The following is a 1,515-nucleotide window of genomic DNA, read 5'->3' as shown; positions in this document are numbered from 1 at the left end:
GGATGAACGGTGTGACCGACCTGATCGACGACGCCCACCTGGAAAAGACTGCGGTAGTGGCGAATTCCGCGATGAACCGGGAACGGCGACTACCGGCCTACCGCCGCGAACTCGGTTTCGACCCGGTCGCATGGCTGGCCGGCCGCACCGGACCGCAGCGGTGGCTCGATGTCGGATGCGGCAGCGGACATGCGCTGTTCGAGGCCGCCGCGGCGATGTCGGGTGGTGTCGAGATCGTCGGGCTCGATCTGGTCGGATATTTCGGGGGCGCTGCGCGGCCGGGGATCGAGTTGATCACCGGGTCGGTGCTGAGCTGGGAGCCCGGCGCACCGTTCGACCTCATCACCAGCGTGCATGCCCTGCCCTACGTCGGTGACAAGCTGACCGCACTGACCCGGATGGCTTCCTGGCTCGCGACCGATGGGATGCTCGCGGCAAACTTCGAGGCCGCTTCTATCCGTGATGCCGAGGGCGCTCCGCTCGGCAGGCGGTTCAGTTCCGCTTTGCGCCGCAACGGATTCGACTACAACGCGCGGACGCATCGCCTCACCCGAACCGGAAACACGCTCCCCCACTGGGATTTTCAGTACGTGGGTGCCGATGCCCAGGCCGGGCCCAACTACACCGGACAGGACGCCGTCGCCTCGCATTACCGGGTCTGATTCGGCCACCGGTCGGCTCGCCCGTCTCGGGGTGCACCGAGGGTTTCCCCCGACTCGCACTACCTATCGCGGGCGATGTCGGGTTTGCTGCGGGCGAACTAGCATCCGGTCATGAACTCCGTCAAGCCAGTGCGCAAGAGCCTCGTTCGTCGAATCGCGGCCGCCGGAACCGTCCTCGGAGTTCTCTGCGCGGCGGCGGCATGCGGTGACGATCCCGCATCGGCCGCCGGGCCATTGTCGGCTTCGGCGCGCTCCGACGTGCAGAAAGCGCTGGATGCCGCCGTGGCGGCGGGGATTCCCGGGGTGCAGGTCGTCGTCACCGAACACGGCCGCGAGTGGACCGCGACTTCAGGCGTCGGGGATATCGCCACCGGTGCGCCTTTCCCGCAGGGCGCGCACGTGCGGATCGGCAGCAACACCAAGGCATTCGTCGCGACCGTTGCGATGCAACTCGTCGCCGAAGGCTCCATCGATCTCGACGCCCCCATCGAACGCTATCTGCCCGGTGTGGTCCAGGGCCCCGGCATCGACGGCAACCGCATCACCGTCCGAAACCTGCTGCAGCACACCAGTGGCCTGCCCGAATACCTGGAACTCCCCGAACTCCAAGATGATTCGGACGACGCCCTCACCAAACACTTCGACACCACCACCCTGGTCCGTCACGCGATGACCTACCCCGCCCACTTCGAACCCGGCGCGAAAGCCGAATACAGCAACACCAACTACCTCCTCGTCGGCATGCTCGTGGAAAAGGTGACCACCCACCCCATCGCCGACGAAGTAATCCGCCGAATCACCACCCCTCTCGGCCTCCACGAAACCTACTTCCCCGCCCCCGGCGACACCGACC

Annotated in this window: 2 protein-coding genes; both read left to right on the top strand. The window is 66.5% G+C overall.

Annotated features, from left to right (window positions below; genetic code table 11):
* Window positions 1–662: trans-aconitate 2-methyltransferase (locus tag ACAM49_RS40135; RefSeq protein WP_369640731.1), on the top strand; the 662-nt coding region annotated here is incomplete at its 5' end.
* Between the two features lie 111 nt (window positions 663–773).
* The coding region (locus ACAM49_RS40130; RefSeq protein WP_369640730.1) for a serine hydrolase domain-containing protein at window positions 774–1,515 on the top strand (742 nt) is incomplete at its 3' end.

It is taken from the genome of Nocardia sp. JMUB6875, assembly GCF_041154655.1.
Taxonomy (GTDB): Bacteria; Actinomycetota; Actinomycetes; order Mycobacteriales; family Mycobacteriaceae; genus Nocardia.
Note: the sequence above shows the minus strand (reverse complement) of the source record. Positions and strands in the feature narration are given on the sequence as shown.